Source organism: Mongoliitalea daihaiensis, assembly GCF_021596945.1.
GTDB lineage: Bacteria > Bacteroidota > Bacteroidia > Cytophagales > Cyclobacteriaceae > Mongoliitalea > Mongoliitalea daihaiensis.
In genome coordinates, this window is the sequence record NZ_CP063779.1 from 1,578,790 (window position 1) to 1,605,573 (window position 26,784).

25 protein-coding genes are annotated in these 26,784 nt (G+C 40.5%); 17 read left to right on the plus strand and 8 right to left on the minus strand.

Translation table 11 applies throughout. The annotated features are described in order from the left end of the window. Positions 1-39 precede the first annotated feature (39 nt). Together atpG and IPZ59_RS06650 are read left to right on the plus strand one after the other, a co-directional pair. Positions 40-912: an ATP synthase F1 subunit gamma gene (gene atpG / locus IPZ59_RS06645; protein WP_236139096.1), complete on the plus strand. Its 873-nt coding sequence runs from the start codon at positions 40-42 to the stop codon at positions 910-912. Between the two features lie 78 nt (positions 913-990). Further along, the gene (locus tag IPZ59_RS06650; protein WP_236139097.1) at positions 991-1,830 is read left to right on the plus strand and encodes a hypothetical protein; all 840 of its coding nucleotides are present in this window, start codon (positions 991-993) and stop codon (positions 1,828-1,830) included. Here IPZ59_RS06650 and IPZ59_RS06655 read toward each other — a convergent pair. Beyond that, the gene (locus IPZ59_RS06655; RefSeq protein WP_236139098.1) at positions 1,822-3,165 is read right to left on the minus strand and encodes an alkaline ceramidase; all 1,344 of its coding nucleotides are present in this window, start codon (positions 3,163-3,165) and stop codon (positions 1,822-1,824) included. The two genes, IPZ59_RS06650 and IPZ59_RS06655, sit on opposite strands and share 9 nt — an antisense overlap. Positions 3,166-3,241: 76 nt before the next feature. Then, positions 3,242-3,958 carry a pyridoxine 5'-phosphate synthase gene (locus tag IPZ59_RS06660; protein ID WP_236139099.1) on the minus strand — a complete coding sequence of 239 codons (717 nt, stop codon included), beginning with the start codon at positions 3,956-3,958 and terminating at the stop codon, positions 3,242-3,244. A 62-nt stretch (positions 3,959-4,020) separates the two neighbouring features. On the opposite strand from IPZ59_RS06660, the gene IPZ59_RS06665 reads away from it, so the two are divergent. From IPZ59_RS06665 to IPZ59_RS06710, 10 genes are all read left to right on the plus strand, one after another. Then, complete coding sequence (locus tag IPZ59_RS06665) at positions 4,021-4,470, plus strand: GatB/YqeY domain-containing protein (protein WP_236139100.1); 450 nt, start codon at positions 4,021-4,023, stop codon at positions 4,468-4,470. Positions 4,471-4,474: 4 nt separating this feature from the next. Continuing rightward, entirely contained in the window at positions 4,475-5,020 is a 546-nt protein-coding gene (locus IPZ59_RS06670; protein WP_236139101.1) for a CvpA family protein, read from the plus strand. Beyond that, positions 5,004-5,594: an anthranilate synthase component II gene (locus IPZ59_RS06675; RefSeq protein ID WP_236139102.1), complete on the plus strand. Its 591-nt coding sequence runs from the start codon at positions 5,004-5,006 to the stop codon at positions 5,592-5,594. The genes IPZ59_RS06670 and IPZ59_RS06675 overlap by 17 nt, the downstream gene beginning before the upstream one ends. A gap of 88 nt (positions 5,595-5,682) precedes the next feature. Continuing rightward, on the plus strand, positions 5,683-6,348 hold the full coding sequence (locus tag IPZ59_RS06680; RefSeq protein WP_236139103.1) for a CBS domain-containing protein: 666 nt from the start codon (positions 5,683-5,685) through the stop codon (positions 6,346-6,348). Between the two features lie 11 nt (positions 6,349-6,359). Continuing rightward, positions 6,360-7,235, plus strand: a complete 876-nt coding sequence (locus IPZ59_RS06685; RefSeq protein WP_236139104.1) for an NAD kinase — start codon at positions 6,360-6,362, stop codon at positions 7,233-7,235. Between the two features lie 156 nt (positions 7,236-7,391). Beyond that, positions 7,392-8,144, plus strand: coding sequence for a type IX secretion system protein PorG (gene porG, locus IPZ59_RS06690; RefSeq protein ID WP_236139105.1), 753 nt, complete (start codon positions 7,392-7,394; stop codon positions 8,142-8,144). A gap of 84 nt (positions 8,145-8,228) precedes the next feature. After that, complete coding sequence (locus IPZ59_RS06695) at positions 8,229-8,972, plus strand: isoprenyl transferase (RefSeq protein WP_236139106.1); 744 nt, start codon at positions 8,229-8,231, stop codon at positions 8,970-8,972. Then, positions 8,972-11,662: a BamA/OMP85 family outer membrane protein gene (locus IPZ59_RS06700; RefSeq protein ID WP_236139107.1), complete on the plus strand. Its 2,691-nt coding sequence runs from the start codon at positions 8,972-8,974 to the stop codon at positions 11,660-11,662. The genes IPZ59_RS06695 and IPZ59_RS06700 overlap by 1 nt, the downstream gene beginning before the upstream one ends. A gap of 2 nt (positions 11,663-11,664) precedes the next feature. Next, positions 11,665-12,192: an OmpH family outer membrane protein gene (locus IPZ59_RS06705; protein ID WP_236139108.1), complete on the plus strand. Its 528-nt coding sequence runs from the start codon at positions 11,665-11,667 to the stop codon at positions 12,190-12,192. Between the two features lie 16 nt (positions 12,193-12,208). Beyond that, positions 12,209-12,754, plus strand: a complete 546-nt coding sequence (locus tag IPZ59_RS06710) for an OmpH family outer membrane protein (RefSeq protein WP_236139109.1) — start codon at positions 12,209-12,211, stop codon at positions 12,752-12,754. A 134-nt stretch (positions 12,755-12,888) separates the two neighbouring features. Here IPZ59_RS06710 and IPZ59_RS06715 read toward each other — a convergent pair whose 3' ends face one another. The 4 genes from IPZ59_RS06715 to IPZ59_RS06730 form a co-directional block, all read right to left on the minus strand. Further along, on the minus strand, positions 12,889-13,704 hold the full coding sequence (locus IPZ59_RS06715) for a Rossmann-fold NAD(P)-binding domain-containing protein (RefSeq protein ID WP_236139110.1): 816 nt from the start codon (positions 13,702-13,704) through the stop codon (positions 12,889-12,891). A 63-nt stretch (positions 13,705-13,767) separates the two neighbouring features. Further along, positions 13,768-14,406: a sterol desaturase family protein gene (locus IPZ59_RS06720; RefSeq protein WP_236139111.1), complete on the minus strand. Its 639-nt coding sequence runs from the start codon at positions 14,404-14,406 to the stop codon at positions 13,768-13,770. 126 nt (positions 14,407-14,532) lie between these two features. Continuing rightward, complete coding sequence (gene bshA, locus IPZ59_RS06725) at positions 14,533-15,681, minus strand: N-acetyl-alpha-D-glucosaminyl L-malate synthase BshA (RefSeq protein ID WP_236139112.1); 1,149 nt, start codon at positions 15,679-15,681, stop codon at positions 14,533-14,535. Between the two features lie 58 nt (positions 15,682-15,739). Next, on the minus strand, positions 15,740-18,715 hold the full coding sequence (locus IPZ59_RS06730) for a glycoside hydrolase family 3 N-terminal domain-containing protein (RefSeq protein ID WP_236139113.1): 2,976 nt from the start codon (positions 18,713-18,715) through the stop codon (positions 15,740-15,742). A 162-nt stretch (positions 18,716-18,877) separates the two neighbouring features. Here IPZ59_RS06730 and IPZ59_RS06735 point away from each other — a divergent pair, with 162 nt between their 5' ends. Genes IPZ59_RS06735 through IPZ59_RS06750 form a run of 4 tightly spaced genes read left to right on the plus strand, consistent with a single transcriptional unit; the run spans position 18,878 to position 22,936 of the window. Beyond that, a complete protein-coding gene (locus IPZ59_RS06735) occupies positions 18,878-19,288 on the plus strand; it encodes a hypothetical protein (protein ID WP_236139114.1) in 411 nt (136 codons plus the stop codon). Beyond that, positions 19,285-21,177, plus strand: coding sequence for a DNA mismatch repair endonuclease MutL (mutL, locus tag IPZ59_RS06740; protein WP_236139115.1), 1,893 nt, complete (start codon positions 19,285-19,287; stop codon positions 21,175-21,177). The genes IPZ59_RS06735 and mutL overlap by 4 nt, the downstream gene beginning before the upstream one ends. Before the next feature lie 3 nt (positions 21,178-21,180). Beyond that, positions 21,181-21,972, plus strand: coding sequence for a rhomboid family intramembrane serine protease (locus tag IPZ59_RS06745; RefSeq protein ID WP_236139116.1), 792 nt, complete (start codon positions 21,181-21,183; stop codon positions 21,970-21,972). Positions 21,973-21,976: 4 nt separating this feature from the next. Next, positions 21,977-22,936 (plus strand): rhomboid family protein, encoded by a 960-nt coding sequence (locus IPZ59_RS06750; protein WP_236139778.1) that lies wholly within the window; start codon positions 21,977-21,979, stop codon positions 22,934-22,936. 4 nt (positions 22,937-22,940) lie between these two features. Here IPZ59_RS06750 and IPZ59_RS06755 read toward each other — a convergent pair whose 3' ends face one another. After that, positions 22,941-23,411 carry a hypothetical protein gene (locus IPZ59_RS06755; RefSeq protein ID WP_236139117.1) on the minus strand — a complete coding sequence of 157 codons (471 nt, stop codon included), beginning with the start codon at positions 23,409-23,411 and terminating at the stop codon, positions 22,941-22,943. A gap of 81 nt (positions 23,412-23,492) precedes the next feature. After that, a complete protein-coding gene (locus tag IPZ59_RS06760; protein WP_236139118.1) occupies positions 23,493-26,198 on the minus strand; it encodes a TonB-dependent receptor plug domain-containing protein in 2,706 nt (901 codons plus the stop codon). 277 nt (positions 26,199-26,475) lie between these two features. Between IPZ59_RS06760 and trxA the strand changes: the two genes are divergently transcribed. Beyond that, positions 26,476-26,784: a thioredoxin gene (trxA, locus tag IPZ59_RS06765; protein WP_236139119.1), complete on the plus strand. Its 309-nt coding sequence runs from the start codon at positions 26,476-26,478 to the stop codon at positions 26,782-26,784.

Here is a 26,784-nt window from a genome sequence, read left to right on the forward strand (position 1 = left end):
GCCTCCCCTAAATTCTATCTTTTCTGACAAGAGCACCCTATGGCTAACTTAAAGGAAGTAAAACAACGGATAACTTCAGTAACCTCTACCCAGCAAATCACCAAAGCTATGAAAATGGTGGCGGCTGCCAAGTTGAGGAGAGCTCAGGATAGAATCCTAAAAATGCGACCATATTCCCAAAAATTGACGACCATTCTCAATGATGTGGTCGCCGCTATGGGAGGTGAATTGCAAATTGCCTACGCAGAACAAAGACCTGTAGAGCGCGTTTTGATTGTGCCTATGACCTCGGACAAAGGCCTTTGCGGTGCGTTCAATACCAACGTACTGAAGAGTACTACCAACACGATTCATACGAAATATTCAAATGCTCAGGTGACTATTCTACCTTTAGGTAAAAAATCTTTCGAGTTTTTCTCTAAAAGAGGCTTTCACGTCATCGGTGATTACTACGAAGTATTCATGGATTTAAGCTATGATAAAGTTCGAGACATTGCTACCTATGCGATGGATTCATTCATTTCAGGTGAGTACGACAAAGTCGTTTTGGTATATAACCACTTTAGAAACGTAGCTACACAGGAAATCCAGGTAGAGCAGTTTCTTCCCATGGAAGGTGCCTCTCTTGAATCAAAAGGTTCCATGTCCATAGATTATATCCTAGAGCCAACCAAGGAATATGTGATCGAAGAACTTGTGCCAGTTGCTTTAAAAACACAATTCTATAAGGCGGTATTGGATAGTAATGCCTCTGAACACGGTGCTCGAATGACATCGATGGATAAAGCCACTGAAAATGCTGGGGAGTTACTCAAAGAATTGAAATTGATGTATAACAGAACCCGTCAAGCGGCCATTACCAACGAGATTTTGGAGATCGTTGCAGGTGCAAATGCCTTGGAAGGAAGTTGATCATATACAAACAATACAACCCAAACAAAAGACCACTTTCGAGTGGTTTTTTGTTTTTTGAGCTCTTACTTTTACTTCATGAAACAAACGCTTTGGTTTCGTATATGGTCTTTTACCAATGTGCTATCTCTAGACGTTGTTCTTGGTGCAATGGGAGGGATGTATTTTTTTCAGCGTTTATTTGAAGTCATTGTAGGAATAGAGTTTTACATATTATTGGGTATTGCCGTATGGTCGATTTACACTACAGACCATCTTTTGGATGCTTCCAACAGGTCCAATGCCGCGCTCTCTTTGAGACATGAGTTTCATCGAAAATATAGAAAAGTAATCGTCTTGGGATTAATCTTTGCGCTGCCTTCTGCACTCTTGCTGGTTATTTTGAGTCCTTCCGTATATCCCATACTTATACCCGCCCTATTTTTAGCTGCTGGGATTGCCGTTTGGTATGTATTGCTTTATTTCAAAAGAAAGAAAGTCAGTTTCCTCAAAGAATTGATGACGGCTTTCTTTTACATAGTTGGAATTGCATTTGCGCCATTACTTTTATCAAATGAATTTCCAGAGCCCATGCAGCTATTGCTTGCATTTCTCTACTTTTTACTCGCACTTATCAATTTGTTGATTTTGAGCTATTTTGACCGAAGGTATGATCAGCTACATGCGTTTGCCTCCATTAGTGGCTCATTGGACAGCCGAATGCATGAGAGACTTTGTTTCAACATGCTTAATTTTACCATAGGTGTATTGCTGATATCCCTAGTGCTTGCGTTTTCGTATTTTAAAATTTATCTAGGGATTTTATTGTTGATAGCAGTGGTCCATTATACGCAACTAAAAAATGGAAAATCTCATGGAGATGCCAGAAGAGTCATGGAAGTATCTTTTTCACTGCCTTGGTTGCTGTTATTATTTTGATGCTTTATCTATAATGGCATGGATCATTTCATCGAAATAAGCCCCATTTTGAGGGCCATACCAATTCATGTCTCGTACTTCATATTTTGGTAAATCGTAATATTCATCCGGTGTTATGTATCCTATATAGCCTCCATTAAAACTTGTCATGATCAAGTTAAGTTTCTTTGACTTGGCGTAATCCTCCCATGCCTTCATAAAAACACCGGAAATTTCCCCACTTGAACTGATAAACAAGGTGTTCCCAAGTTTGACCACGTCAAAATGAGGATTGGTCGGGCCAAAAAGTGAATTAAATATCCAAGGTCGAAGGCGAATATGTTGACTGATGCGGTAATGAGCCTTTCTGAGTTCTATGGGAACCAACGCTGTTGAAATACTTGGATCTTTATTGGTACTGAAGGCATGCATGCTTCCGCTGATTTGGCGGCTTAACTCAGCTGCATAGATTTGGACTGAAGTGGTATCTTGGCCATCTGCTATTGGTTTGTGAGAACCCACCATTCCAGCGGCGAATAAAGCGAAATCATATTGTTTTCCTTCCAACTCTTTGGTTAACACTGAAGGGTAGTCGCCGGATAAGCCCATAAATTTCCGATCTACGATGGTAGGGTGAGCACTATACGTAAGAAGTGTGGCATTCAAGCCGTCTTTTCTACGGATGATTAGTTGCCGTGCATAAGGATCTATGCTGTCTCCTTCAATCAGACGGTTGGCCACTAATCCAAGTGTTTTGGATTTTTGGAAGAATAGATCTGCCGTATCCAGGGAAGCTAGCGATTCGTGAATTGCATCTATGGTTTTTGTTTGCACATCCTGTACAAAATTCTCATGGTAGCCGCCAAAGGCTAACTTTCCCATTATACCTGGAATATGCCCACCCAAGCCTGCATGGGTATGAGTGGCCGTGAAAAAAGTATAGTCAATGGGTAGTTGGGCATCAGCAATTCCGTTGAGAATTGTTTCCTGAAAAGAGGGGTGAATGATCATGAACTCATAGTTCAGGAATAAGACTGTCCGTATTCCGTTACTTATCAGGAGTGCTTTGACGAAGCTGCTATCTTGTACAAACTCGTAGGGGCCTCGAGGCTTGTACCCCAGTAAATCTAGCGGTTTTGAAGGAGTGATGTTTGACTGTCCCCATGAAGCTAGCCAAACCTTCCCTTTACTTTCCGGCATATCCATCACCGCAATTTGCTGAAGGGTATTTCGATAATAGTCAGATTCTTTGTAGTCACTTCTGTCCACTCGGGTAATGAGTAAGGAAGTGGTGAAAAATAAGGTCCCCAAAATCCAAGCAGAAATTTTAAATGTTCGCTTAATTTTTGGGGACATGGTGTTTGAGGTTAAAGATCTGCCTAAGTTAAAGGCTTCTTTTGGATCAACCAATCAATCTGAGGATTTTCTAAAATCAAATCTCTAATTGCCTTCGGTACATTTGTATGGTGTTTTCAAGCCCATAGTACAAGGCATCGCAAATCAGGGCATGCCCGATTGAAACCTCATCAAGAAAAGGAATGCATTCCTTCAAGTACCTCAAGTTATGTAGATCCAAATCATGGCCGGCATTCAAGCCTAATCCTAGTTCTTGAGCAATATGTGCCACTTCTACATAAGGTTTGACTGCCAAGGCACGGTCATTATGGAATTGGACTGCATAAGGCTCAGTGTATAACTCCACCCGGTCTGTACCTGTCAATTTAGCGGGTTCAAAGTATTTTGCTTCAGGATTGATGAAGATAGATACCCGGGTGCCGTAGCTTTTGAGTTCAGCTACAATATCTATTAGTAAGCTTTGATGGGTAATCGTATCCCAGCCATTATTGGATGTTAGTACATGAGGAGGGTCGGGAACTAGGGTAGCCTGTGCAGGTTTGATTGTCCGAATAATTTCCATAAAACGCTCATCTGGGTAGCCTTCGATGTTGAATTCAGTCGTCACCACTGGGGCTAGATCCAACACATCCTGATAGCGAATATGTCGTTCATCGGGCCTAGGATGAACCGTAATTCCTTCCGCACCGAATCGTTCTGCATCTTTAGCTACTTGCACTATATTGGGGTTATTGGCCCCTCTCGCATTTCGAATGGTCGCTATTTTGTTAATATTTACACTTAGCTTAGTCATTTCGTGAATAATCAGATATTTTTGTGTTACAAATTTACACCTATAATACAAACAACAAGACAATGAGTTTAAAGGCGAGTGTAGAAAGTGAGATAAAAAAGGCGATGTTGGCCAAAGATAAAGATAGATTGAGAGCCCTAAGAGCTATCAAGTCTTTGATTTTATTGGAAGAAACCAAGGCGGGTGCAGGGGATGGTCTTTCGGAGGATGATGAAATGAAGCTATTGACCAAAGCAGCAAAGCAGCGCAAGGATTCAGCAGATATCTATAAAGAGCAAAATAGAGAAGATTTGTACGTGGTCGAAATGGCTGAATTGGAAATTATTTCTGAATTTCTCCCGAAGCAACTGACAGCAGAAGAATTGGAAGCTGAATTGAAATCCATCATTGCATCGGTGGGAGCGGAAGGCCCGAAGGATATGGGTAAAGTTATGGGTGTAGCCACCAAATCATTGGCAGGAAAGGCTGACGGTAAAGCGATTTCTCAGAAAGTCAAAGAATTATTGAGCTAAACGCTTGGCTACATTGGATATCATAGTATGCTGTTTGCTAGGTATTGGCGCTTTTACTGGCTATAAGCAAGGCTTTTTCATAAGCATCTTGTCAATTGTGGCCTTTATTTTTGCTTTGGTTGTGGCTTTTCAGCTGATGGGCTGGGGAGCCACAGTCTTGGCTCAGCGGGTAGAAAATCTATCATTCATGCTGCCCTTCGTGGCTTTCATCCTAATTTTTTTAGGAGTAATCCTCCTGATCAGGGGATTGGGTTTTTTGATCAAAAAGACAATCGACTTGACCTTACTAGGTTCCTTTGATAGCATAGCGGGCGCTGTACTCGGATTGATCAAAAGCGCTTTTATCATCAGCTTATTTATTTGGGTTACAGTTTCCTTTGAATTTGGCTTTCTACTAGAATGGCAGGAAAATTCAGCCTTGTATGCTTACATAGAACCATTGGCTCCTGTATTTATTCGCTGGATTGACCAGTATGTGCCCTTCATACAGGAAACCATCACACTTATACAAGAACTAGTAAAATCAGCCACAGATGGTATTATTAATTGATAATTTCGATTCGTTTTCCCATATGTTGGCAGATTATTTCTTACGCTTCGGCGTAGAGATCAAGATTTACCGCAATGATGTGTCTTTAGAGGAGTTGAAGCAGCATAGATGGGAGGCATTGATTTTATCACCTGGTCCAGAGACTCCCGACAAGGCAGGCAATTTGATGGGGATTTTGGAATATTATCATGATCAATTGCCAGTTTTAGGTATTTGCTTGGGCCATCAGGCTATAGGACAGTTTTTTGGTGCTAGTTTAATAAAGGGGCAAATGCCCATTCATGGTAAAGTTCATACAGTGTATAAGAAAAATGAACATCCGATCTTATTGGACTTACCAGATCAGTTTGAAGTGACGCGCTATCATTCCTTGGAATTGATTAATTTACCGTCCTGTCTGAAACCCCTGTTGCTAACAAAATCTGGAGTGCTTATGGGGCTTGCACATCAATCCCTGCCGATTATAGGGATTCAGTATCATCCGGAAGCTGTTTTGACAGAATATGGGGAAGAAATTATTGAAAATTTCTTGGAACTAACGGGTCTTTTTACAGCCGAAAAAGTTTGCCTTTAAGCCAAAGATTCTAAAAAAAACAGTTAAAATGAACAAGGAGTGGCTTGACTTCGTTTTTATATTCGATAGCAATCCATATATTTAGGTCATGCAGGCATTTGAATACATCAATAATCTTATTCCACCTTTGAAAGTAACCGATCAAACGGGGAAGGCTTTGCTATGGATGGAAGAGATTCGAACCAATAGCCTGCCTGTAATACAGGGTAAATTTTTTAAAGGACTGATTTCAGATGAGCAGATTTACAATTTAAATCAGCCAGAATTAACTTTCGAATCGCTTGAGTTGGAAAATCAGGGCTGCTTCGTTTATTTGGACAAGCATATTTACGATGTGATCCGTACTGCTGCTGAGTTTCATACGAACATGGTAGCTGTTTTGGATAAAACAAATGAATACCTTGGTGTGATCACCATGGAGGATGCGATTACTGCCTTTGCAGATAGTTTGAGTATTCAATCAAATGGTGCTGTTATTGTCTTATCCATGTTGATGACAGACTATAGTATGTCCGAAATTTCAAGGATTATAGAGTCTGAAAATGCAAAAATCCTGAGTAGTTTCATTGCGAGTGATCCTTTAGATGATAACAAAATTAAATTAACATTAAAACTGGACAAAACAGAACTTAGGCATGTAAAAGCGACCTTGGAGCGATTTGGTTACCATGTCTTAGATCATTATCAGGAAGAGGCAGGGGTTAGTGAAGATCAAGATCGTATTGATAACTTATTCCGGTTTTTGGATATTTAAACTTTTCTTTCATGAAAATTCTCCTTCACGGGATTGGGTTTACCAAGGAGTTTCTTCCTTATGTAGAGCAGTTGATCGTGACCTTACAAAGTCACCAATTCACGGTGTACTTTACCGAAAGCTTTTCCAAGTCTTTAAAAAAGCATGCAGTAAAACAGGCTCCCAATACTATCGTAGTTAGTTCTTCAGAGTTAAGTGGAATTGATTTTGCTGTTTCTGTTGGAGGTGATGGCACTCTACTGGACACGGTAAGTTTGATAGGGGCTTTGGAAATCCCCATAATTGGAATCAATACAGGAAGATTAGGTTTTTTAGCTACAGTCGCCAAAGAGAATTTGGAACAAGCTATTCAAGATTTAGCACTAGGTCACTACACCATTGAAAGCAGAACCTTGGTATGCATTGAGTCCAATCGGCCTTTACTCAATGGGTTGAATTTTGGATTAAATGAATTCACCATCCATAAGCGCGACACTTCCTCCATGATTACTGTCCATACATACATCAATGGGCAATACCTCAACAGCTATTGGGCGGACGGGCTGATTGTGGCGACACCGACAGGCTCCACAGGGTATTCCTTAAGTTGCGGAGGACCTTTGATTACACCTGGTGCTAAGAACTTTGTCATCACCCCAGTGAGTCCTCACAACTTAAACGTCAGACCAATTATTGTACCGGATGATTCTGAAATTACCTTTACTATTGAGGGTAGATCGGAGAAGTTTTTGGTTTCATTAGATTCTAGATCTACTGCTGTAGATGCGAGTTATCAACTAAAGCTTAGAAAAGCGCATTTTTCCGCCAAATTAGTCAAGTTTCATTCCTATGGCTATTTTGATACGCTTAGGCAAAAGTTAAATTGGGGTTTTGATATGCGTAATTGAAAAAACTTTCCTTTTTCTTTTGGGAGAAGACCGAGAGAAAATAGTAAATTCGGTCGCTTAATTAAGTTTTCTTAACACCTGTTCTTAACAAAAATTAACCCTGTAAGCAATAGAAAGGGTTTTTATATCGTTGAGTACTTCATAAATTGCACTGTCTTGAACGTAAAAGCTTTTCTTACGCTAGTTGTTTCTGGCTTCTTATCCTTCTGTATGTGGTTAAACCCGCATGCGACACAAGCTCAACAATATGATTTGGGGGGTGGGCTAGGTGTAGCAGCCTATTCCGGGGAGATGGTCAGAAGATTAGATCAGGGAAGAGTGGGACTTCAAGGGACGTTTATTGGCAGACGAAATTTTGACAATGTATGGTCGCTCAGGGGAGGGCTTTCTTTCGCACGCATCAGTGGGGCAGATAGTATTACCCGCTTAGATCCAGCGGCAGTATACAGGGATGCATATTTTAAGGGAAATGTGTGGGAAGCTACTGTGGTCATGGAGTACCATTTCTTGGATTTTATGCATCCACAGGCACAGTTTAACTTCTCTCCCTATGGCTTCTTCGGACTGGGGTTTGCTTATTATGCAGGTGAGGGGCGTTCTTTTGCTTTGGAAGCACCTGAGCGGTATAATACATCGACACCAATTATTCCCTTTGGCTTGGGAATAAAGTATCGGTTGAACGACCGCTGGATTTTAGCAGCTGAACTGGGATTTAGGGCTAGCTTTACGGATCGTTTGGATAAAATAGAAGCGAATCAGCTGGTTATCCCTCGCTTCGAAAACCCCAATATTCCCGATCCACAGGTGTTTGGATACAATGCTGCAAATTACAGCGATAAAGATTGGTATTATTTTTTAGGACTCACGATAAGCTATAGTTTTAGTTCTGTTAAGTGTTATGCCTATTAATTAATTACCCAATCACGTAGATTATTGAAAAAGAAATAGCATTTTTGTACCTCCAAAAGACAAAATGCGATTTCAGCATCAGGAATGAAGGAACAGATAGATAGGCATAATATCCCTCAACATATAGCAATCATCATGGACGGTAATGGGCGTTGGGCTCAGAAAAAAGGCGCCATGAGGATTTTTGGACATAGAAATGCGCTGACAGCCGTTAGAGAAAGTATTGAATCCTGTGTTGAACTGGATGTGAAGTACTTAACTCTTTACGCATTCTCAACTGAAAATTGGTCTAGGCCACAGGAAGAGGTCAATGCTTTGATGGAAATCTTGATCAATTCCATTACAGATGAAGTACCAACAATGATGAAAAACAACATCATTTTATCTTCCATCGGAAATATAGAATCACTTCCTGAAAGCGCACAGAGAAAACTTCACGAAGCATATGAACTTACCAAGTCCAATACTGGTCTAACGGTGTTTTTGGCTTTGAGTTACAGTGGTCGATGGGAAATACAACAAGCAGTCCAATCAATTGTCAAAAAAGTAGTCAATCAAGAAATAAACGTAGAAGAGATTACACAAGAGCTCATTTCTGTGCATCTTACCACGGGTAAGGTCCCGGATCCGGAGTTGTTGATTCGAACAAGTGGAGAATTACGCATAAGTAATTTTCTTTTATGGCAGCTGGCTTATACGGAACTGTATTTTACAGAGACCTTATGGCCTGACTTCCGAAAAGAGCATTTATGGGAAGCCATTTTGGATTACCAAAAAAGAGAAAGAAGATTCGGTAAAACCGGAGCTCAGATAAAAGGAAAAGGTTGATGAAAAAGATTACACTAGTTATTTTTCTACTGTTAGTGGTAGGGGTAGCACAAGCTCAAGTGAGGCTTGGACAGAGTCGCTATACCCCCTCACGCCCTGTGGATATTTTAGAATTAAATTATTCGAAGCCTCAAAAATTCAGGATAGCAGAGATCAAAGCAGTTGGATTGACTACCTTGGATGAGACGGCGATTATTTCCTTAGCAGGTCTGAGGGTGGATGATGTGATTTCGGTTCCGGGTGAGGCAACATCCAATGCCTTAAAAAAATTATGGGGGCAGGGGATTATCGGAGATGTAAAGTTGCTGGTAACCAAAATTGAAGGAGATGATATTTTTTTATTGTTAGAGCTAAGTGAGCGCCCTCGATTCAGCCGAGTTGAATTTACTGGTGTTACCAAAACCCAGGAGTCAGAATTAAAGGATAAAATTAAAATTAGGGGAAGAGTGGTTCGAGATGATGTCTTGAGTACTTCCCAGCGAAATATCCGTCAGTATTTTGTGGATAAAGGATTTTTAAATACAGATGTTAAGGTCATTCAAGAGCGAGATACCACCTTACCTAATTCTGTTAAATTGAAATTTGATGTAGACACCAAATCTAAGGTTAAAATTAATCAAGTCAATGTCTATGGGAATGAAGAAGTCAGTGATAAAAAGATCAAAGGCAAGCTGAAAAACACCAAAGAACATGCCCGTATGCATTTGGTAAGGGATTTTTGGTCAAGAATTACCAATACTACGCCGGCGTCCGCCAAGGATGCGATCGTTTATCGGAATATAGTTTCTGACGAAGAAGTAAAATCTTACTTCAACAAAACGATGAAATTGAACTTTTTCAACTCCTCCAAATACGTAGCTAAAGAATTTAAAGAAGATAAAGACAAATTAATTGCCTTTTATAACTCCCGAGGGTATAGGGATGCCACCATTCTGGCAGACTCTACTTACCGTTTTTCAGAAAACACGATCAATGTTGACATTTCTCTAGAAGAAGGTGCTAAGTACTACTACCGAAACATTAATTTCGTTGGAAATTACCTGCATACTGATCAGGAATTATTGTCTAGATTAGGGATCGAAAAAGGGGATGTATACAACAAAGAAAAGTTGGACAAACGACTCAATTATGATCCTCAAAAAGGGGATGATGTGAGTTCCTTGTATCAAGATAATGGATATTTGTTTTTCCAGATCGATCCAGTAGAGGTGATGGTGGAAGCGGATTCCATAGATATTGAGATGAGGGTGTTTGAAGGTCCTCAGGTAACCGTAAATTCCGTAACCATTCAAGGGAATGAGCGTACTTCCGATCACGTGGTGATGCGTGAAATCCGGATTCTTCCAGGTCAGAAATTCAACAGAAGTGCCTTGGTACGTACCATCCGTGAATTGTCCCAATTAGGATACTTTGATCCAGAGAATATTGAACCAGATATGCGTCCAAACTTTGAGGACGCTACGGTGGATATTATCTTCAAATTGGAAGAGCGTCCCAATGACCAAATCGAGCTTTCCGGTGGTTGGGGTGGTTTCTTTGGATTTGTGGGAACTGTGGGGTTGGTATTTAATAACTTCTCCTTACGAAATATTGGTAATTTTGAGAAATGGAGACCACTTCCTGTAGGAGATGGACAACGACTTTCTTTACGAGTACAGGCAAATGGGCGACAGTTTCAAAACTATTCAATTTCCTTAACGGAACCTTGGTTTGGTGGGAAAAAGCCAAATGCATTAAGTTTCAGTTTTAATCATTCTGTACAGCGACAAGTTGATTTCTTCAATCAGCAAAATCCAGGGCAAGAGGTTGGCTTTTTCAAAATTACGGGAGCTACATTAGGGCTATCCAAACGTGTTACTTGGCCTGATGATTACTTTATGTTTAGTACGGCCTTGCAGTTCCAAATATATGATTTCTTAAATTTTGGTAATTTCTTTGGGCTGAGCTATAATACAGGTAAAGCAAATAGTTTGGCTCTAAATACGACTATAGCTAGGAATAATATCGATAACCCGATTTACCCAAGATTTGGTTCTAATATTTCTTTGGTAACATCTGTAACTCCCCCATACTCTTCGCTCAATCCAAATATTGATCGAGAATCTCCAGATGAGGAGCGATTTAGATGGTTGGAGTATCATAAATGGATGTTTGATGCGACCTTTTACACGCCTGTTTTTGGATCTAACAAGTTTGTAATATCTGGTCGTACACACATGGGCTTCTTGGGTTCATACGGCGACAGAATTGGTATTATTCCTTTGGAACGATTTGTGATGGGGGGAGATGGTATGAACTTCAATAACTTTGCATTGGGTCAAGAGATCATCGGTCTCCGTGGATATGAAAATCAAACTATCACACCAGGTAGGGATAATAGAGGTCAAGGGGGTGCTTTTGGTGGTATTGTATACAACAAACACGTAATGGAACTTCGTTTCTTAGTATCTCCCAACCCTTCAGCTACCATCTTCTTACTTGGTTTTGCTGAGGCTGGTAATAACTGGGGAGACTATGCAGATTTTAATCCTTTCAACCTTAAAAAGTCTGCGGGATTTGGTGCTAGGATATTTATGCCTGCTTTTGGTCTACTTGGACTGGATTGGGGATATGGATTTGATCCAATTCCTGGAGCAATTACGCCATCTGGACCGCAATTCCACTTCACGATTGGTCAGCAATTTAGATAATCATGAAAAGCTCAGTTAAATTCTTATTTTTGTGCTTATTCAGCATACTGCTTACGCAAGTGAGCTATGCGCAAAAATTTGGCTATGTTGATACTGAGTTTTTGCTCAATAAACATCCAGATTATAAGCTGATTCAGAATGAGTTAGAATCTTTAAGATCTGAGTGGACAAAACAGGCACAATCTTTGGAACAGGGGATCAAAGAAATGTATGCCAGTCTCAAAGCGGAGGAAGTTCTCTTGACTGAGGATATGTATCAAGATCGGATGCTGGCAATTCGGGAAAAAGAAAAAGAATCCCAAGCATTCAATAATCGAATATTTGGATTGAGCGGGCAATATTATCAAAAGCAGTTAGAATTGATGCAGCCATTGCAGTCCAAAATATTTGATGCGATTGATCGTGTATGTAAGCGATATAGTTTGGCAGTGTTGTTTGACAAAGCTTCTGGGCCCTTACAGATGATATACACAGACCCGAGACATGATTACTCTGAGTTTGTATTGGAAGAATTAGGAATTAAAAATTAATTAAATAGAAACAAAAATGATGAAAGTTAAAGTTATCCTTTCCGCAATCGCTTTGTTTTGCGTAGGATTTGTAGCTCAGGCTCAGCAGGACCTAAAGATTGGCTATACCAATGTAGAGTTACTGATTGATTTAATGCCAGAAATGGAACAGATTGGTGCTGATTTGCAAGATTATCAGGCACAGTTGCAGACCAATATTCAGACTAAAATCGCTGACTTTCAAAGAAAAGTCCAAGCTTTTCAGCAAGCAGCTCCTACCATGGCTGAAGATGCGATGAATCAGCGTAGAGCAGAACTACAGAGACAAGAGCAGGAATTGCAGAAATTTGAGCAAGATGCTCAGGTATCTTACCAAAGAAAATTGCAGGAATTGCTAGAGCCAGTACAGCAGAAAGTGTTCAACGCTATCAATGCAGTGGCTGCCGAAAACAATTACACACATATTTTCTCTGAAACAGCTGGCAATGCACCTGTATTGTTGTACACAAGAGACGAAGACCAATTTACTGAATTGGTTATTGCCAAATTGGGTATCACCCTACCTGAGAGACCTCAGCAGTAAGACTTACCGATGTTAAAGAAAAAAGACGCTTTTGGAAAAGCGTCTTTTTTTGTTTGTGGGTGGGGTAACCATTAAGGAATTAAGAAGGGGTGAATTTTGTGGTGCATTGCTTTTACCTAAAGAAAAGTATACGTTTATCCCTCATACCAAAAATCCAAAGGATTAGGGATTTTAAACTGATATCCTAAGCTGACAATCTTTGCTGCTGAAATTTCTTTCCAAGGTTCCTGGACCTGTGCATAAGATGCTGGTGGAAGAAAACCTAGGTCGGCTGCATTTTTTTCGTATACTTCTTTGCGAAGGGGATGGATTGGACATACGCCGTTGATAAGCTCATTCCAGATACTTTGCTCCAGAATAAAAGCAGCTAGACCAACTGCATCTTCCCGATGGATATAATTGACAGGGCTGTCCCCTTGTACCTGTTCTTTTCCTGAAAAATACCTGCCTGGAATCCTGTTGACACCCAATAGACCTCCAAATCGGATGATGGTCAAGTCACATTGCTTATCGTCTAGCAAAAGCTGCTCTGCCTGGTAAAGGCTTAAATTCCCGGTATTGGTGGAATTGAGTGGGTCTGACTCCTGCCAAACCTGGTTGGTATCAGGATAAACTGATGTAGCCGATACGTACACTACCTGTTTGATGCCATACTGATCGATCAAAGCCCGAAGGTATTTTATCTGCTCGGGATGAAAGGTAGCCGGTAACTGCCTCGTCCGTGGAGGGATGTTGATAAAAAGAATATCGGTTTGAAACAGCTCGTTGAAGCCTTCCCCTGTAGGGTGAGGATTCAGGTTGAATAGATAAGTGGTAAGCCCCTCTTGCCTAAGTTTATCAACTTTTTCTTTGCTGGTGGCACTTCCTTTGACAGAATAGCCAATGCTTTGGAGATATTTACCTAGTGGAAGGCCAAGCCAACCAAAGCCAATGATCGAAACTCTTTGCATTGTAATTTATATTTTGCTCATTGAAAAGGACCTTCATAAAAAAAGGGGAATTTCCCCCTTCTCTTATTTATCTTTCTTAGGCATGGTACCTAGTAGGAAATCCCATAGGGGTGAACTGACACCAAAAGCGACATCTGGATCCTTGTAATGGTGTACGGCATGATTGACCCAAAGAATTTTCAGAAAATTTTTAGGAGGCTGATAGGCATGTACTGCATAGTGTACTCCCAAATATGCTGCATAACCTACTAAAAAACCTGGAAGGAAATACAATGCATAGTCTCCCATCATGAATGTAAATGCACCATAAAAGATCAAAGCATATGCGGCACTGATGAAAGGAGGCATGGCCAATCTATCTTTATCTTTTGGATAATCATGGTGCACTCCGTGGACCGTATACTGCAACTTATCTTTGGATGGCGTATCGGGTTCCATATGAAAAAAATGTTTGTGCATCACATATTCGACCAAGGTAAATGCAATCAATCCAAGGAGGAAAATCAAGATTCCCAAACCTAAAGAAATGCTTGTACTTGATACTGCATAATAGAAGGAAACTGCCGAAATCACTAAAAACATAGTAATAGGAATGCTAATGTGAGTTCTGGATAATTTTTCCAGTACAGGGTTCCTAAACATCTGTGCTGACCCGTTATTATCCGGACGGTCCAATCTTCCAATCTTTTTTAAGGTAGCCATGGTAACTAGTTTTATTGTATTCTCAGTTGGTTAAATAAGAACAACTCCGTTGGTTAGTTATTTTTTGCACAAAATTAAACTACAATTTCAGAAACTTGTTCAAAAACTGAGCCTAAGTTTCTTATGCTATGAGTTTTGCAAGAATAAATCTTTTGATTTTTCTATGGTTTGCTCATAGAATGAAACGTATTTAGGTAGGATGTTGGTTACATCAAATTCTTTGGCTCGTAGCAAGGCATGATGCTTGAATCGCGGTAGATTTTCATCTGCCAAAATCTCTTTTGCTTTTTCAGTCATCCCATGTATATCTCCCACATTGCAAACAAAGCCTGTTACTCCATCTACATTCAACTCAGGAATTCCTCCTGCATTGGAGGTTAAGATCGGGACTTCGCAGGCCAAGGCTTCCAATGCTGCCAATCCAAAGCTTTCTTTTTCGGAAGGCATCAGAAACAGATCGGCTACTGACAATACTTCTTCGACAGCTTCCAATTTCCCTAAGAATCGGATATCATCACAGGTCCCTAAGTCCCTGCAAAGTCGTTCCATTCGGTCCCTTTCTGGGCCATCGCCGACCAATAAGAGCTTGACAGGCATTTGTTTTCTCAATTCAAAGAATACCATAATGACGTCTTCCACCCGCTTGACTTTTCTGAAGTTGGATGTGTGAACGATTAATTTTTCTCCATGAGGACAGATTGCCCGTTTGAAATGCTCTTTCTTTTGCTTTTTAAAGCGGTTGAGATCAATAAAATTTGGGATAACTTCAATATGATTTTTCACAGGGAAGAGTTCGTAGGTAGCTTTTCTCAAGTCCTCAGATACTGCTGTCACGCCGTCAGATTGATTGATACTAAAGGTGACTACCGGTTCATAGCTTGGGTCTTTGCCTACGAGTGTTATATCTGTACCATGCAAAGTTGTCACTACTGGAATATTGATGCCCTCTGTTTTTAAAATTTGTTTTGCCATGTAGGCAGCTGATGCATGTGGGATTGCATAATGAACATGCAAGAGATCTAAGTGCTCATATTTGACCACATTGACCATCTTACTAGCCAATGCCAGTTCGTAGGGTGCATGCTCAAATAGAGGATAGCTTTTGATATCTACTTCATGGTAAAAAAGATTTTCACTGAAAAAATCCAATCGGGTAGGCTGACTGTAGGTAATGAAGTGTATTTCATGTCCTTCTTTGGCCAATGCCTTACCCAACTCTGTTGCAACCACACCACTGCCTCCAAAAGTAGGGTAGCAGACTATTCCGATTTTCATAGAATACATTCAATTTATTTATGACAACTATATAAACATCTTATTATGGTCTTTTTGTTCATTTCTTCAGAGATTTATAAATGATATCGTGAATTTCTGTACGAATACCATCTTTCAACAAGATGTTGTTATTGGCATCTGGATGAACTCTGTTGGAAAGAAATACATAAATCAAGTCATTTTCTGGATCTGCCCATACACAAGTTCCTGTAAATCCGGTGTGACCAAAGCTTGATTTTGGTGCCAATACACCTGCACTACCTCCTTTGCCTTTTTCAGGATCCGGCTTATCCCATCCCCAACCGCGCCTGCTTTGGTTGGATTGTCTTTTGGTGAACTCCTTAATTGTATGTTCATCGAGCAAGGTCAACCCACCGTAGGTTCCTCCGTTCAGCATGAGTTGCATCATGACTGCCAAGTCATTGGCCTTTCCAAAAAGACCGGCATGGCCTGCAACTCCTCCATACATGGCAGCACCAGGGTCGTGGACATAGCCTTGAATCAAGCGCTTGCGGAAAGCCACATCATCTTCTGTGGGAGCGATCCAATCCTGTGGATATTTTTGAGTAGGATTAAATGTCAGGGTGTGTAGTCCCAAAGGATCATAGAAATTTTGAGTTAAAAAATCATCCAAAGGCTGATTCGTAACATTTTCTACCAATGCCTGTAAAAGGTACATCGTCAAATCAGAGTACACATAGCTATACTTCCGGCGGCCTGGGTCAAGTTTCCTTAAGTTAGATTTTACGGTCCACACCCAAAGACTATCCCGAAGAGTAGTGATGCCAAACATATTGTTTGAAACAGGTAGGGAATATTGCGGTGTGGGCTGCTCGCTGTAATATTCGTTTTTCCAAGTTTTGCCATCGACAGTTTTGGCTTGATGAGGGATGTAGGCAACCAAACCTGCTTCATGGGCCAAGATATCTTTTAGAATCAAGCCACCCTTGTTGGTGTTTTTTAAAGATGGAACATATTTCGATATCGGGTCGTCCATATCGATCATATTTCTGCTGGCCAAAAACATGACGGCCTGAGTAGTTGCCAATACCTTTGTAATGGAAGCAAGATCATATACCGTTTCAGTACTGACAGGTCTAGATTTTTGGTAGTCATAGTGCCCATAGGCTTTTTCAAAAACCACCTGACCATTTTTAGCTACTAAGACCACGCCCCCAGGGAAGGCTTTTTTTGAAATACTCAGTTCCATTACTTGATCAATTTCTCGCAGCTTTGCACTGTTTAATCCAACACTTTCCGGTTTTGAATAAGAGAGACGGTCTAGTCCTTTCATAAATCCTCCAGAACCCATTCGGATTTCGTTACTTACAGAAATCGGCAGAATACCGTAAGCACTTCTTCCACCAAAAATGATTTCTGGAGCTAGTTTTTGGGTAAATTCATTGTTTTCAAATGCAATGAGGTGATGGTGGAAATCCTGCATTTGCTTGGCAGCATAGGCATTTCCAAAAAGGACTGTTACCACATTTTTTCGTTGGCTTAGTTTACGGATAAATGCCATATCCGATGGCTGAATTCCAAACTCCCTTGATGGACTATTGGTGACACCAAAAATCCCAACTACGACAGTGTTGAAATTATCTAATTTTTTTTCAAGTGCCTGCTGATTGGCAGCGTCTGCTCCTTTTTTTATGTGAAAATGTTCAAAAGAAGCATATTTGTCCAGTTGCTTTTGGAAAAGCAATGCATCCTCTCCCAAACTGATGGAAGCAAAGGAATGCAAATCCAGATTTTTGATGGGAAGAAAGTTTCCTTTATTGGAGGTGACTGTAATTGCCTCTGCATGTAAATTCTCAGCTATCAATTCAGTCATCGGTTGGTTCAGCTTATCCACCAAAGTATTGGTGTCAATAACTGAAGTCTTATTTAACCCTGCCCAATATTTGGCTTTTAAGACTTTGCGCACACGCTCATCTATTTCTTCTTGGCTGATTTTACCTTCTTCGACCGCTTGTAAGATGAGGGTTTTTGCTTTAGATACATCTTGAGAGTATAGCAGGATATCGTTTCCAGCTAGTAGGGCAAGGAGATCCACTTCTCCAGGTTTATGAAAACTAGCTACCCCTTTCATATTCAAGGCATCGGTAAAGACGAGCCCATTGAAGTTCATCTGAGTTTTGAGCAAGTCGGTTACTACGTATTTGGAAAGGGTGGTGGCTTTGTTGCGTTCAGAGTCCAGACTTGGAATATGCAGGTGAGCAACCATTACACTCATCAAGTCATTATCAATCAGTTGCCGGTAAGGATATAAATCTATGTCCTTTATTCTGTTTTCCGAATGTCGGATGACTGGTAAGGTGTAGTGAGAGTCTGACTCGGTATCCCCATGACCCGGGAAATGTTTGGCATTGGCGATAACCCCGTTTTCTTGCAGCCCTTTCATGTAGGCAAGTGATTTTTTTGCGACCAAGCGTTTTTCCTCACCAAAAGCCCTATAACCGATGACAGGATTATTGGGATTTGAATTTACATCCACCACGGGAGCGAAGTTGATGTGCATGCCAAGCAATTTGAATTGGCGTGCCATCTCTGCTCCCATACTGTAGATCAGTTTTTCATCCGAAACCGCACCGAGTGTCATCGCTTTAGGGAAACTCAAAACAGAGTCTAAGCGCATGCTGATTCCCCATTCGGCATCCATAGCAACAAATAAAGGAACTTTTGAAATGGATTGATAGTAGTTGGTCAGATTGGCTTGACGTACAGGTCCCCCCTGAAAGAAAATCAATCCACCCAATTGCTGCTCTCGGATGAGCTTGGTGATTTCCTGCTTGTGTCGCTCATCTTTGTTGGAATAAGCTGCGACCATAAACAATTGCCCCAAGCGCTCTTCGAAGGTCATCGATTGAAAAACGGAGTCAACCCAACTGAGTTGTTGGCGCTGATTTTTAGCAGCTAAGGGGTCGCGGTCTTCCCTGACACGATCTCCGTGACTTTTTTCCCAACCTAGGACTGCGTCGGATTGGAAAATGACTAGCAAGGCGAATAGGATTACCCAAACTTTACCTCTCATCCACGTATTTAATTTTTATTGCTTAGATTTTAAAATAACTTTGTATGAATATACGTCGTTTTGTACAAACATACACGGAAAAAACGTAAACAATGGTTGGTTATTGGATAATTGCCGAGAGTTTTATTTTTTCCACTTTCATCTGATTAAAACCGAGTAAGTATGAAATTTCCTTCTATTTTCAGGACAGCCCAGCCCATGCGGTTTGACATCAAACCCCGCTACTATGACCCCGTAAAAGAAGAGATCGATCAGCGTACTGCGCAAATCAAACGGGAGCTTCAGGCAGAAGGGGCATTGCCGATTGAAGATGAGGACGAAGAGAACCTCAAAAGGAATTATGGGTCATCACTTCGCGGAGCCTTTTCCTCAGGTTCACAGTTGAAAGGGCGAAAGACCACCTCTCTTCATAGTGCAGGATTGATCCGATTGGTCATTTTTGTACTCTTGATCGGAGGGATGTTTGGTTATATTTATTACGGTCCTGAAATCTTTTATTCACTTTTGTATGCAGTAGTAGGGATTGGGATGTTTACTATTTTGTTGAAAATTAGAAGAAAACGCAGCCAATGAGTGATATAATTCATCTGTTGCCAGATGCCATAGCCAATCAGATTGCTGCTGGAGAAGTTGTGCAAAGACCGGCTTCTGCCCTAAAAGAATTGATGGAAAATGCAATCGATGCAGGTGCAACCTCGGTGAAAGTCTTGGTGAAAGATGCGGGAAAAACGTTGATTCAAGTAATGGATGATGGAAAGGGTATGTCCCTGACAGATGCACGAATGTCTTTTGAACGGCATGCTACCTCCAAAATCCGAACTTCAGAGGACTTATTTGCTATCCGAACATTTGGATTTAGAGGAGAAGCCTTGGCATCTATTGCGGCAGTAGCCCAAGTGGAGATGAAGACTAAGCAACGAGGAGCCGAACTAGGTACCTTGATTCAAGTCGAAGGTTCGGATGTGAAAAAACAGGAACCCGTAGCTACAACAGAAGGAACTAGTATTGCCGTCAAAAACCTCTTTTTCAACGTTCCTGCGCGACGAAATTTTTTAAAATCAAATCCGGTAGAAATGCGCCACTTGGTGGATGAGTTTCAACGGGTGGCACTTTCATATCCGGAAGTTGCATTTTCTTTTTACCAAAATGATATGGAGTTTTTCAACCTAACTAGTGGAAAGCTTAGTCATAGGATCGTAGGCATTTTCGGAAAAAATTATCAAGGAAATCTAGTCACCTGCACAGAGGATACCCCTCATCTAAAGGTCAAAGGATACATTGGGAAACCCGAATCTGCCAAGAAGAGTAGGGGAGAGCAATTCTTTTTTGTCAACAATCGTTACATTCGAAATAATTACTTACATCATGCCGTGGTCAATGCTTACGAGGGCTTGATTCCAGCGGACGCTCATCCATTTTATGTTCTTTTTTTGGAAATTGATCCTACCCACATCGACATCAATGTACATCCTACCAAGACAGAAATTAAGTTTGACGATGAGCGGACGGTCTATGCAGTGATCCGATCTGCTATCAAACAAGCTTTGGGAGCGCACCATGTAATGCCTGGGCTGGATTTCTCTTTGGATGTAAATTTTACTGAAAATTGGAAAAAAGGTGACAGCGGCAGTCAGGCAGTTCATCAAGAACACCGTTATACAGGACAAGATGAGCGAGGAGATACTGCATATAAGCAATATCAATCCCCCACATTCAAGCGGCCTTCTGTTTCAGGTTGGGAAAAGCTTTTTGAGGGCGGGGAACTGCTAAATCAAGCATCAAAAGTATCCTCATCCACAGATGCTCAAGATGATATAGACGTGCTTACGTTCCCATCCAAGGCCAATGAGGAGCCTTCCAAAAGTCCATTGGTGTTTCCCGACCCTCAGGAAATGGGGACAGGAGCTGTTTTTCAGGTTGATGGTAATTTTATTGTTGCGCAGATGTCTTCAGGTTTAGTGATCATTGATCAGCAGACCGCGCATGAACGCGTCCTTTATGAGCGCTATCAGCGACAACTCACGAAAGCCGCTGGAGCATCACAACGCTGTTTATTTCCACAACACGTACAATTAAACCCCGCGGATTTTGTTCTTGTGATGGATATCAAACAAGAACTCCATCAACTTGGATTTTTAATCGAAGAATTCGGAAAGGATACCATTTTGATTCAAGGCATCCCCGCAGATACTCCCATGAAAAATGAAAAGGCTTTATTTGAAGGACTTTTGGAGCAATTCAAGCACTTTAAATCAGAGCTATCGTTAGATACCCGTGAAAATCTCGCTCGTTCTTTGGCGAGAAGGTCTTCTATCAGAAGAGGGACGAAGTTGAATGCCGCAGAAATGGAATCCATGGTAGGTCAATTATTTGCCTGTCAAAATCCGAATTATGGACTATCAGGGAACAAAACCTTTGTTAAATTAGATTTACATAAGATACAAGCCTTTTTTACTAAGTAAGCTATGTTCAGAAACTTAACTCCGGTCGTAAAAAACCTACTATTAATTACAGTGCTGATTTATTTTGTGTCCGCTATGATCATGCCCCAATTGAAAGCTATTGGTGCGCTTTATTACATTCATAGCAGTAAGTTTTTGCCCTTTCAGTTTTTGACATATATGTTTCTCCATGCGGATGGCTGGCACTTATTTTCCAATATGTTTGGGCTCTTTATTTTCGGGCCATTACTAGAGCAATATTTGGGGCCAAAAAAAATTCTTACGCTTTGGTTAGTCTGTGGTGTGGGCTCTGGTTTACTGTATTCAGGGTACACAGCATATAAAATGCATGCTTTTGATCAAAAAATTGAAGCTTTTGAAAATGACCCCACACCCGAACGCTTTAATGATTTTGTGAAGGATAATAGGCATTTGTTTAGGCCGGGAGTATTCGATTTTGTAGATAACTTTAGTAAAAACCCTGACAATAAAGAGTTGAAGCAACGTGCGCGCGAAAACATGAGTCAGGTTAGAAATATTCAGGCAAATATCCCTATGGTTGGAGCTTCGGGTGCCCTTTTTGGTGTATTAATTGCTTTTGCAATGTTATTTCCAAACACTCAGCTCTTTTTGTTGTTTCCACCTATACCCGTAAAGGCCAAGTATTTAGTCTTAGTCTATGGTTTATACACTATCTACAACGTCATTAATAATAATCCGTTAGATAATGTAGCACATTTTGCGCACTTAAGTGGATTGGTTGTTGGTGCTATTTTGGTAACTTACTGGAGAAAAAAACGAGACAGTTTCTATTGATATGATGTACGGAGGATTTTGGAATAATTTGAAAAATGCTTTCAAAGAAAGTAATAATAGCCTATATAAAATTATTGCGATTAATTTGATGGTGTTTGCCTTCATGCTAGTGTTGCGTGTAGTGCTAACTTTGGGAGGCTTGGGTGATGTTTACCAATCATTGCGCTCGGTAATGATGGTTCCTGCATCATTAGGGAATCTTATAGTTCAGCCTTGGTCACTATTGACCTATATGTTTTTTCATGAAGGGGTTTTTCACATTCTTTTCAATATGCTGTTTTTGTATTGGTTTGGTCTTTTGGTGCATGAATATTTAGGAAGCCGAAAGCTTGCCAATCTTTACATTCTTGGTGGACTGACGGGCGCGTTGTTATACATTGTGATGTACAATTTGTCCCCATACTTTGTCAACACCGTAGATGTGGCCAGAATGCTTGGTGCTAGTGCCGGTGTGTATGCTATCGTCGTTGGTGCAGCTACCTTAGCGCCCAATACAACCTTTCAACTTTTATTACTCGGTCCTGTAAAAATAAAATACATTGCCATCTTTTATGTATTGATTGCATTTGCCAACTCCATTGGTTCCAATGCGGGTGGGGAGTTATCCCATTTAGGAGGAGCTCTCTTAGGATTTTTGTATATCAATCAGTTGAAAAAAGGAAAAGATTGGGGTATTCCAATTCAGGCCATTGGATTGTTTTTTGAAAATTTACTCAAAAAGAGGCCTAAAGTGAGGGTCTCTTACAGAAATCAAAAAGCACCTACGTCTGCGTCCAGCAGTAAGGCAACGCCAAAGTATGAGAGCTTTAGTGCCAATTCTGGCAAAACTACGAGTTCACGCGGAGGAAATTACGAAACCACTCAAGAAGAAATTGATGCAATTTTGGATAAAATTGCCGACAAGGGCTATGAAGCACTTAGCAAAGATGAGAAGCGTAAACTTTTTGAATTTTCTAAGAAATAATCTATTAGTACATTCCAAAAACCAATCCTACGCGTAACACTGGTTGACGGGTATTCTGACTTTGCACTTTAAATTCGGTATTGAGTCCTATACCTTCCAACAATTTGATCATTGCTCCTACACCAAAATTACCTCCAGGTCTGCTTTGAGATAGGCCAGGTGTTCCAGGTTGTAAGTTGATCCAATAATTGTTGTATCCTCCCATCAAGTATAGCTGGGAAACCCCTTCTGAAAGATAGTAGCGCACGTCCATGTTGAAATTCATCGTTCTTCCTACTCTTGGGAACCAATAGGTGAAATTGGGCGCTAAAGCAAATTTGTCTGCAAAGAAATATTCAAGGCCGGCATTGGCTCCAATATCTTGTATTTGTAATTTGTATTCACTGCCCAATTGAACCCGGAAATCTCCTTGTTCCTGCGCTTGTGCGAGTGTGATAAAACTAAAAAGAAAGCAAGCAAGTAAAAGCTTTTTCATGGTTTCAGTGTTTCGAATGAAAGTATACAAAAAAACACAAACACCCAAGATGTTTGTGTTTTTTGATCTTCAAAACTACATTTAACCTCCAATTTCCTGTTCCAAATAGGAAATTCTACCGAATTTGTCTATTCCTTGAATGATAACTTTAAATTTTTCTACGTAGTCATTGTTGAAAAACTCTACGGTGGCTTCGTTGCCCGTCCAAGTCAATTTTGGACTCCAGTATAAAGTTGATCTAAAATCTGGTCTTGGGTCATTTTCTTTATCGTATTTTGGGATATAAAATTCACGTGCAGTTGTATAGCCAGGATATTGGAGATTGAAAACGCCATCACCCACATCTACCAAACCGCTGCCTCGCTTGGTATACACTGCTAGAGCACCACCAGCGCCTGAGGCTCCAAATATAGCAAGGGAAGCACCATCCTTGAATACTTCAATAGAAGCAACATTACTAGGAGCAATCGTGCTAATCACATCGGCATCTACTGGTACATTATCCAAGAGAAAGATAGGAGAAAGTGGATTGAGAGAACCAGTACCTCTAATGGTAATGTTAGGTGTGCCTCCCACAGGGTTTGGAACAATTCTTACACCGGCAAGCCTCCCCTGAAGTAATTGCCAGATATCATAATACCCTTCATAGCCCGGTATATCTTGAGGCTTCACACTTACATCTCCTTTTCCAAAAACTCTTGTGATGTTATCGTCTTCTGGTTTGATTTTTTGGGCACTTACGACAAACTCACCGATATCAAGCGTGCTCATACCATCAAAGGCGGCACTTACCTGTCTTCTTTTCTCAGCATTGGCTAAGTAGTCACGCATGATTGGATTAATTTCAAATGTTTCATATAATGGATTGAAACCTTTCCATTGCTCATATTTTGCTACTGGCTTATCCAATTCTAGGTTGACAAATTCTTTTAATCTTCTATCCTGAACAGTCAAAACCAATTGACTGGTGTCTTGAAAGTCCATATCATCAATAATAAACCGACCGTTGTCAGTAAATTCTGCCATTACGAATTCCTCTGATTTTCCTTTTAGAAATGCAGTAACAGAGCCTCCACTGATGCCCCGTCTTCCCTTTTCTTTTGCTAATACGGTACCTGTAATATTGATTCCTTGTTCGATGAAGTGCTCATTGCCGAATTCACCAGCTAATACTTTTTCCCAGTCAAATCTTCTCCAACCATGAGTCAGCAGAATCAAATCGATGGCTTCCATGTTTTCACCCTTGGAAAATAAATCTTTTGGGTTGTGAATAGCACCTTTGAGCTCAGACTCTAATTTGAGATAGGAAATGATGTTGCTTGCAAATGAACCAGGGGATTCATTAGCGTCCGTAATTGCCATTGAATAAAATCCTCCTTCAAAACTCTCACCGTCCATACGAACCTTCCAGGAGTTTTTTCCCCTTGCTGTAAGGTTAACGTTTCCAGGGTCGAGTGATAGGTTAAGCTTGTTGTCTTGCGGAATAAATATCAATCGCTCTGCTAGTGGGGTGCCAGAAGGCTCGAATACAGTCACTTGGTTAATTCCTGGGGCTAATTGTGCTTTTTGTATTCTAGCTCCGGAGACACCTGCGCTTAGGTTGATCTTTTGCATATGACCTACTCGGCCACGGGCATGTACGACGAGTAACCCCTCTCCACTTGCTGAGAAAGCATTGAAATTTGAAGCTTGAATCAAGACATTTACGACACCCTCTTTCAGGTTATCGACTGTTAAGTTGACTCCACTATCAAGGACTTTTGGTAAAGATTTGAGGACAATTTCATTATCCTTATTGAACTGTACGTTATATGATTCCCCTACTTGTGGGGTAAAAGAAAATGATCCTAAGCCGCTTTCATTCGTAGAGAATTCTAATGTTTCATCACTTAGAGCGATTGAACCCTTCACCTGAATGGGGTCTCCTGTAGGGCTGACGGCACGAACAGCTACTCTATTCGGGAATCCAGCGATTAAATCTCCTCCTTCTGGTAAAAATTGAATGTCAGCTACTGAAAGTGGAGTTGGGAGAATGAATTTGCGAGAAATGCTATACTCTTCATTTTCTTGTTGGATGAGCACTAAAGCTGTTAGCTTTTCCAAATCTTGCTGCTGCAAAGTAAAGTTCAAATTGTGCTTACCATTTTGATCAGTTGTAAACTTTCCCGATTGTAGCGTTTTCCCTTGTTGTACTAATTCAAAGATTAATTCTTCATTACTGATGCTCTGAAGGGATCTGTTAAGTGCTGAAATGTCTACCTGGTAAGTTACACTAGTTCCCGTTTGCATAAAGTTGAAAACAGCATTAGGCTGAAATTTCAGGTTATAAGGTTCAAGAACTTGTATGCTTGTTTGAAATACGGCTTCTTCTCCGAATCCTTTCATCCAATAACTGTAGGCTTTCAAATGATAAGTTCCTTCACTTGCATAAATATCGAGGCGAAAGCTACCTTCACCATGACCATCTTTGATTCGTACATTACTCTGCTGCAATAAATTGCCCTCATTATCCAACAGATCTACATATACTACTTTGCTTAAGGGAGAAGGGATATCCGGACTTCCTGCGGTTAAAAATACAGAAAACCAAATATAGTCCCCCGCTGCATAATTGCTTCTATCTATATGAACGAAGACTTTTTCTTCTGGAAAGTCATTGGTATAACTTTCTGTTTGATTGAGAATTCGTTCAGTAAGTTCGGCGAGTTCATTTTTATTTTGATACGCCGAAAAAATAAGGAGTAAGAGAAATATTACAGGGAAAAGATACGTAAATCTACTTTTCATAATAAATAATCGTTGGTTTGAATTGGTTCGGGACAAATTTTTACTATCTGTGTTAACGGAAGTCGGTATCTCAGGTTTACTTTTAAAAAACATTTTTTCGACAAATAACTAATTTGGCTCCAAGTTACCTATAAAATACTTAGGAAGGGTTGTGGAATACGTAAAATTATGTTAAAAATTTAGTTTTCAAGTAATTTTTCATCCACGAGGTTTGCTTGTAGCTTTCATCACTGTTGATTCATTCAACTGATAGTATCTTTGCATAAATTAGCATGCGATGGCGAAGAAAAAATTCAAAGATGTAGTTAATCAATCCGATGAGCTCGTATTGGTTGATTTTTATGCAGATTGGTGTGCTCCTTGTCAGACGATGAACCCCGTATTGGATCAGGTGGTGTCGGAGTTGGGAGGCAAAGTCAAACTTTTTAAACTCAATGTGGATCGTAATCCTCAGGTAAGTTTACAATTTGGAGTACGTTCGATTCCGCATTACATCTTGTTTAAGCGGGGAAAAATCTTGTGGAGGAAAGGGGGCTACATGACCAAGCGGGATTTATTACAGGAAATGAAGGCTTTTGTTTCGTAG

Excerpts from the sequence above, each read along its gene's own strand:
- IPZ59_RS06660 (WP_236139099.1), bottom strand. The coding sequence starts at position 3,958 with ATGACTAAGCTAAGTGTAAATATTAACAAAATAGCGACCATTCGAAAT.
- IPZ59_RS06730 (WP_236139113.1), bottom strand. The coding sequence starts at position 18,715 with ATGAGAGGTAAAGTTTGGGTAATCCTATTCGCCTTGCTAGTCATTTTC.
- IPZ59_RS06760 (WP_236139118.1), bottom strand. The coding sequence starts at position 26,198 with ATGAAAAGTAGATTTACGTATCTTTTCCCTGTAATATTTCTCTTACTC.
- trxA (WP_236139119.1), top strand. The coding sequence starts at position 26,476 with ATGGCGAAGAAAAAATTCAAAGATGTAGTTAATCAATCCGATGAGCTC.
- IPZ59_RS06755 (WP_236139117.1), bottom strand. The coding sequence starts at position 23,411 with ATGAAAAAGCTTTTACTTGCTTGCTTTCTTTTTAGTTTTATCACACTC.
- IPZ59_RS06680 (WP_236139103.1), top strand. The coding sequence starts at position 5,683 with ATGCAGGCATTTGAATACATCAATAATCTTATTCCACCTTTGAAAGTA.
- IPZ59_RS06655 (WP_236139098.1), bottom strand. The coding sequence starts at position 3,165 with ATGTCCCCAAAAATTAAGCGAACATTTAAAATTTCTGCTTGGATTTTG.
- atpG (WP_236139096.1), top strand. The coding sequence starts at position 40 with ATGGCTAACTTAAAGGAAGTAAAACAACGGATAACTTCAGTAACCTCT.
- IPZ59_RS06650 (WP_236139097.1), top strand. The coding sequence starts at position 991 with ATGAAACAAACGCTTTGGTTTCGTATATGGTCTTTTACCAATGTGCTA.
- IPZ59_RS06705 (WP_236139108.1), top strand. The coding sequence starts at position 11,665 with ATGAAAAGCTCAGTTAAATTCTTATTTTTGTGCTTATTCAGCATACTG.
- IPZ59_RS06745 (WP_236139116.1), top strand. The coding sequence starts at position 21,181 with ATGTTCAGAAACTTAACTCCGGTCGTAAAAAACCTACTATTAATTACA.
- IPZ59_RS06695 (WP_236139106.1), top strand. The coding sequence starts at position 8,229 with ATGAAGGAACAGATAGATAGGCATAATATCCCTCAACATATAGCAATC.
- bshA (WP_236139112.1), bottom strand. The coding sequence starts at position 15,681 with ATGAAAATCGGAATAGTCTGCTACCCTACTTTTGGAGGCAGTGGTGTG.
- IPZ59_RS06675 (WP_236139102.1), top strand. The coding sequence starts at position 5,004 with ATGGTATTATTAATTGATAATTTCGATTCGTTTTCCCATATGTTGGCA.
- mutL (WP_236139115.1), top strand. The coding sequence starts at position 19,285 with ATGAGTGATATAATTCATCTGTTGCCAGATGCCATAGCCAATCAGATT.
- IPZ59_RS06665 (WP_236139100.1), top strand. The coding sequence starts at position 4,021 with ATGAGTTTAAAGGCGAGTGTAGAAAGTGAGATAAAAAAGGCGATGTTG.
- IPZ59_RS06720 (WP_236139111.1), bottom strand. The coding sequence starts at position 14,406 with ATGGCTACCTTAAAAAAGATTGGAAGATTGGACCGTCCGGATAATAAC.
- IPZ59_RS06700 (WP_236139107.1), top strand. The coding sequence starts at position 8,972 with ATGAAAAAGATTACACTAGTTATTTTTCTACTGTTAGTGGTAGGGGTA.
- IPZ59_RS06710 (WP_236139109.1), top strand. The coding sequence starts at position 12,209 with ATGATGAAAGTTAAAGTTATCCTTTCCGCAATCGCTTTGTTTTGCGTA.
- IPZ59_RS06735 (WP_236139114.1), top strand. The coding sequence starts at position 18,878 with ATGAAATTTCCTTCTATTTTCAGGACAGCCCAGCCCATGCGGTTTGAC.
- IPZ59_RS06715 (WP_236139110.1), bottom strand. The coding sequence starts at position 13,704 with ATGCAAAGAGTTTCGATCATTGGCTTTGGTTGGCTTGGCCTTCCACTA.
- IPZ59_RS06750 (WP_236139778.1), top strand. The coding sequence starts at position 21,977 with ATGTACGGAGGATTTTGGAATAATTTGAAAAATGCTTTCAAAGAAAGT.
- IPZ59_RS06685 (WP_236139104.1), top strand. The coding sequence starts at position 6,360 with ATGAAAATTCTCCTTCACGGGATTGGGTTTACCAAGGAGTTTCTTCCT.